The organism is Nocardia sp. NPDC004722, assembly GCF_053601505.1.
In genome coordinates this window covers 1-4,494 of the sequence record NZ_JBSGBY010000656.1, presented here as the reverse complement: position 1 = coordinate 4,494, position 4,494 = coordinate 1, and the positions used below count along the sequence as shown (strand labels likewise).

The window sequence follows — 4,494 nt, the reverse complement described above, 5'->3', positions numbered from 1 at the left end:
CCGCAGGGCGGTCTGCGCGAACGAGGTGCCGTCGCCGTGGGGCAGTCGCACCCAGAGGGTCTGGCCGCCGGTGACCGGCGGAACGTCCCAATCCGGTAGTGCCGCCGCGAGTTTCGTGCGCAGCAGGTCGTGACCGGCCCGCAGGCGGGTGGCGCGGTCCGGGGCGGTGGTGTCTATGGCGGGTACCAGGGCCGTCGCGACCAGTTGGGCGGGCAGATTCCCGCCCAGGTCGTGGACGGCGCGCAGCCTGGTGAGGCGGGCGATCACCGGCTCGGCGGCCCGAATCCAGCCGACTCGCAGTCCGCCCCACAGGTTCTTGCTCAGCGAGCCGATCGAGATCACGGCGTCGGCGTCGGCGGCCAGGGGCGGTGGGGTCGAGGCTCCGGGGAAGCCGAGGTCGGCGGTGATCTCGTCGGCGATCAATGGAACATCTTGTGCCGCCGCGATATTCGCGATCCGGCGACGGCGCAGTCCGGAAAGCACCGCGCCGGTGGGGTTCTGGAAGGTCGGAGTCAGGTACGCCAGGACCGGTCGGCGCGTCCGCACCGCCGCCTCGAATCCGGGGAAGCCGATCGGGAGGGTGGTGAGCACCGCGGCTTCCTCGTGGAAAGCCTCCAATGCGCCCGGGTACGTGGGTGTTTCGACCAGTACTCGATCCCCGGGCCGCACGAAGGCGCGGGCCAGCAGCGACAGGGCCTGCTGACCGCCGTTGGTGACGAGGATCTGTTCGGGCCGGGTGGGCGCGCCCAGCCGGGTGTAGCGGTCCGCGATCGCCGCTCGCAGCGGCGCGTAACCCGCGGGGTGGTAACCGATCTCGGCGGTCATGGCCGCGAGCATCGGCACCATCTCGGCGTAGGCGTCGGTGACGATCGCGGGCGGTGCTTCCGGGGCGGCACAGGCCAGGGAGATCAGATCCGGCTGCGGCTCCAACAGATTCAGGAACATGGGTGCGCTGGTGGTATCGGTGGCGGGCCCGGCGACCGCGCCGCTCACCCGGGTACCGCTCCCCCGCCGCCGTTCGATGCGCCCTTCGGCGGCCAGCAGGTCATAGGCGGCGATGACCGTATTCCGGCCCACCGCCAGCTGTTTCGCGAACACCCGATCCGGCGGCAGCAGCGCTCCGGCAGCCAGCTCGCCATCCTCGATCAGCTGCCGCAATCGCCCCGCCAGCAGCACATACAGCGGCCCGCGCCCCGACGACCAGCGCCCCAGCCGTTCGGTCACCTCGATTGGATCCATAACGGAACCAATCCTGCCGCATTGGCCCTGCCTTCACCACCGCGATCCGCCGACGATGGTCCCCATGACCGAAACAGCTCCCTCCACCCCCGCCACCTCGATCCCCGCCACCATCGCCACCCTCCCCGGCCCCTTCCAGCAACGAGAACTGGCCCGCGTCAACGACTCCGTCGTCCGCGTCGCCCAAATCCACGGCGAATTCCCCTGGCACCACCACGACGAGGACGAACTCTTCCTCTGCTGGGACGGCACCTTCCGCCTCGACCTGGAGGGCCGCACCCCCGTAACCCTCACCCCCGGCGACCTTTTCACCGTCCCCCGCGGCCTCCGCCACCGCCCAGTCGCCGACTCCCCCGCCCACGTGATCCTCATCGAACGCCCCGAAACCACCCAGTACGGCAGTTGATTACCATCCACGGTTCGTCAGGCCGGGTCGACCAATTCGCGCGGCGCGGCCTGCCGCCAGGAGTCGGTGATGATCGCCTCCAGCTCCTCGGCATCGTCCAGTGCCGCGAGCCGCACTCGCACCCAGGCGTTCATCACCTCGTGCGACGCGATCCAGAACTTGTCCGGCTCGGCCTGCACCAACTCGTCCCGATCCGCGATCGGGCAGCGCACGGCCATCGAGGTCTCGCCCTCCGGCAGCGTCAGAAACAGCTTCCCCGCCACCCGGAACGTGGGCATCTCCCACTCGAACCCCTCTTTGGTGCGCGCCAGCGAAAGCGCCACCGCCCGAACCTCATCCCCGCTCACCGTCATACCCCGATGTTGCCAGGACCCGCCGACAGCCCGGTCAGCGACCGAGGTCGAAAAGGGTGTTCGGCGTCACGGAGATTTCGAAGGGCTGGTCCACGACGAGAAGTTCATCGCCGGTGACGATCCGACTGTTGCCGTAGCCGCCCTTCACGAGGTCGAGGGCCTCGATCCGCGGGGCGGGACGGAAATCCACGATCCAGTAGTGCGGAATACCAGCGGCCGCATACTCATCCCGCTTGATCTTGCGGTCATGGGCCTCGCTGCCGCTGCGGCGCGAGACGACCTCGGCGACCAGGAAGAGGTCCGCAGGATCGAGAAAGATCTCGTCGGCCTCGACCGCCGCCCGTTCGGCGGCGGCATCGAGGATGAAGACGTCCGGCTTGCGGATACCGGTGGGGAACCGAAACTCGTACTCACCGCCGTCGACGAATGCGTCGACGGCGGCACGCTGCGCCGCGTCCGTAAAGAGCTGCCGCAGTCCCCGACCCATTCGATTGTGACGCCCCGACGGCGACATCTTCTCGATCAGCCATCCGTTCCACAGCTCGTAGCCTTTACCCTCTTCCGGGCTGTTGTGCAGATCATCCGGAGTGTAGGGGCCATGGCCGAACGTCGGATCGGAATCGAGCGCAGCGCTCACAGCTCCTCCTCGATGCGGTCGGCCACCGGCGGTTTCAACGCCCGACGAACGTAAATACGCCCGACGAACGTAAATACGCTCGATGAACGTAAATACGAGACTGGGTCAGGATATGCCGGTAGAGCCCGGGACCACCATCGTTGGAGTGTCAGCGGCTATTTGGCGGCGTTGGTGAAGGCGGGGGTGAGTTTGTCGAGGAGGTAGGGGAGGGCCAAGGGGGTGGGTTGGTTGATGGCGCTGATTTCTTGGACGGTGAGGAAGACTACGGCGTTCTTTTTGACGGCGGGGAGGTCGTTGTATCCGGGGAGGGCTCGGTACTTTTCGTCCATGCCGGGTGAGTAGCCAGCGAGGAGGAGGTCGGAGGTCAGTTCGTCGAGGCGTTCGGGGGAGAGGGCGAGGCGGCCGGCGTTGCCGCCCTGGGCGACCAGGTTGGCGGGGATGGTCATGCCGAGTTGGGTGAACAGGCGGGTGGAGCCGTCGTCGGGGGCCGTCAGGACCATGAGCTGGGTGGGACCCGCGAGCCAGGAGCTGGTGAAGGTCTTGCCCTTCAGGCCCGGATTGCGTTGGGAGATGCCGTCGATGCGGGCATTGAGGTCGGCGATGAGCTTGTCGGCGTCGGGGGTCTTGTGCAGCACCTGGCCGAGGGCGCGGACCTGGTCGGCCCAGGGGGTGATGGCCTCCTTGCCGAGGCCGGGCAGGGTGGGCGCGACCTTCGACAGGTCGCCGTAGGTCTTGGCGTCGGCGATGAACGAGTCGGCCAGGATCAGATCGGGATTCAGGGCCGCGACCTGTTCGGCGAGGTTGCCGGTGGTCTGCAGCGCCTTGGACTGCGACAGCGCGGCGGGCTCCCAGGGCGGCGCGCCCTTGCTCAGGACCGCGATGTTGTCGATGTAGCCGACCGGGGTGACGCCGAGGGCTTGCGCGGTGTCGAGCCACTGGTTGCCGAGCGCCACGACGCGTTTGGGGGTGCCGTTGACGGTGGTCTGGCCGAGGGCGTGGGTGATGGTGACCGGTTCGCCGCCGCCGGAGGCGTCGTCGCCGGAGGATCCGCAGGCCGTCAGCCCGAACGCGAGCACCCCCGCGAGCGCCGCCAGAGCCGTCCGCACCGCGATCGATCGCCTGCCGCGTGCCGGTCCGGGCATCGAGAACGCCGACTTCATCGTGACTCTCCTGTCTGCCGATGCCCGCCCACACGGCCGAGCGGTAGGTGAGCCTAGCCTAATTTTCTTGACAATCGGTGAGCGTTGTCGCCGATTCGATCCCGATCGGGGTGGCCTACCGTGCTCTCGATCGGTTAGGTTAGGGTTGGATAAGTTAGAACCCGGGGGTTTGGAACGATGGAGCGTGCGGTGCCGGAGATGTTGTCCGCCGTCGAGCATCACCGGCTCGTGGACGAATGGGCCAACGGCGTCGAACTGTACGACGTGCCGTCGGTGCCGATGCTGATCGACTGCGGCCGGCGCGTGCCCGCCTTGCGCACCGCGGTGCGCTGCGGCGACCACATCCTCACCTACGCCGAACTCTACGAACGCCTCGACGGCGGTGTCACCGGAACCGCGGGCCCGACCCTCGACGATCTGGCCCGGCTGCTGTGCGATATCGCCGCGGCCGCCGAATTCGGCGCGGTGCTGGCCGATTTGGGTCCGCAGGGCACCGGCCTGAAGCCGGTCGCGGTGGCCGCGGCCGCCGACGATCGCCGGGCCGTGGCCGCCGACCGGCGCGACTGCTCCATCGACAAGGCCTACGGCTCACCGGATGTGCGCCTGCTCGCCACCCGCTGGGACACCACCGACGCCGCGGTCGAACTGCTGGCCGTGCTCGCCGACGGCGCGACCCTGGTGCTGGCCACCGCCGCCCAG

At 68.6% G+C, this 4,494-nt stretch carries 5 protein-coding genes and 1 pseudogene; 2 read left to right on the top strand and 4 right to left on the bottom strand.

The features are described 5' to 3' along the window. A partial coding sequence (locus tag ACWELQ_RS39100; RefSeq protein WP_452402046.1) for an aminotransferase-like domain-containing protein occupies window positions 1–1,239 on the bottom strand: 1,239 nt, incomplete at its 3' end. 64 nt (window positions 1,240–1,303) lie between these two features. Between ACWELQ_RS39100 and ACWELQ_RS39095 the strand changes: the two genes are divergently transcribed. Continuing rightward, on the top strand, window positions 1,304–1,645 hold the full coding sequence (locus ACWELQ_RS39095) for a cupin domain-containing protein (protein ID WP_452402045.1): 342 nt from the start codon (window positions 1,304–1,306) through the stop codon (window positions 1,643–1,645). A gap of 17 nt (window positions 1,646–1,662) precedes the next feature. On the opposite strand, the gene ACWELQ_RS39090 is transcribed toward ACWELQ_RS39095, so the two are convergent. The 3 genes from ACWELQ_RS39090 to ACWELQ_RS39080 all read right to left on the bottom strand — a co-directional run bounded on the left by ACWELQ_RS39090 (window position 1,663) and on the right by ACWELQ_RS39080 (window position 3,795). After that, window positions 1,663–1,998, bottom strand: a complete 336-nt coding sequence (locus ACWELQ_RS39090) for an MmcQ/YjbR family DNA-binding protein (protein ID WP_452402044.1) — start codon at window positions 1,996–1,998, stop codon at window positions 1,663–1,665. 34 nt (window positions 1,999–2,032) lie between these two features. Continuing rightward, window positions 2,033–2,635 carry a Uma2 family endonuclease gene (locus ACWELQ_RS39085; protein ID WP_452402043.1) on the bottom strand — a complete coding sequence of 201 codons (603 nt, stop codon included), beginning with the start codon at window positions 2,633–2,635 and terminating at the stop codon, window positions 2,033–2,035. 155 nt (window positions 2,636–2,790) lie between these two features. Beyond that, complete coding sequence (locus tag ACWELQ_RS39080; RefSeq protein ID WP_452402042.1) at window positions 2,791–3,795, bottom strand: ABC transporter substrate-binding protein; 1,005 nt, start codon at window positions 3,793–3,795, stop codon at window positions 2,791–2,793. Window positions 3,796–3,972: 177 nt separating this feature from the next. Here ACWELQ_RS39080 and ACWELQ_RS39075 point away from each other — a divergent pair. Continuing rightward, window positions 3,973–4,494 (top strand): annotated as a pseudogene (locus ACWELQ_RS39075) (non-ribosomal peptide synthetase); the annotation flags it as partial.

Excerpts from the sequence above, each read along its gene's own strand:
- ACWELQ_RS39090 (WP_452402044.1), bottom strand. The coding sequence starts at position 1,998 with ATGACGGTGAGCGGGGATGAGGTTCGGGCGGTGGCGCTTTCGCTGGCG.
- ACWELQ_RS39095 (WP_452402045.1), top strand. The coding sequence starts at position 1,304 with ATGACCGAAACAGCTCCCTCCACCCCCGCCACCTCGATCCCCGCCACC.
- ACWELQ_RS39080 (WP_452402042.1), bottom strand. The coding sequence starts at position 3,795 with ATGAAGTCGGCGTTCTCGATGCCCGGACCGGCACGCGGCAGGCGATCG.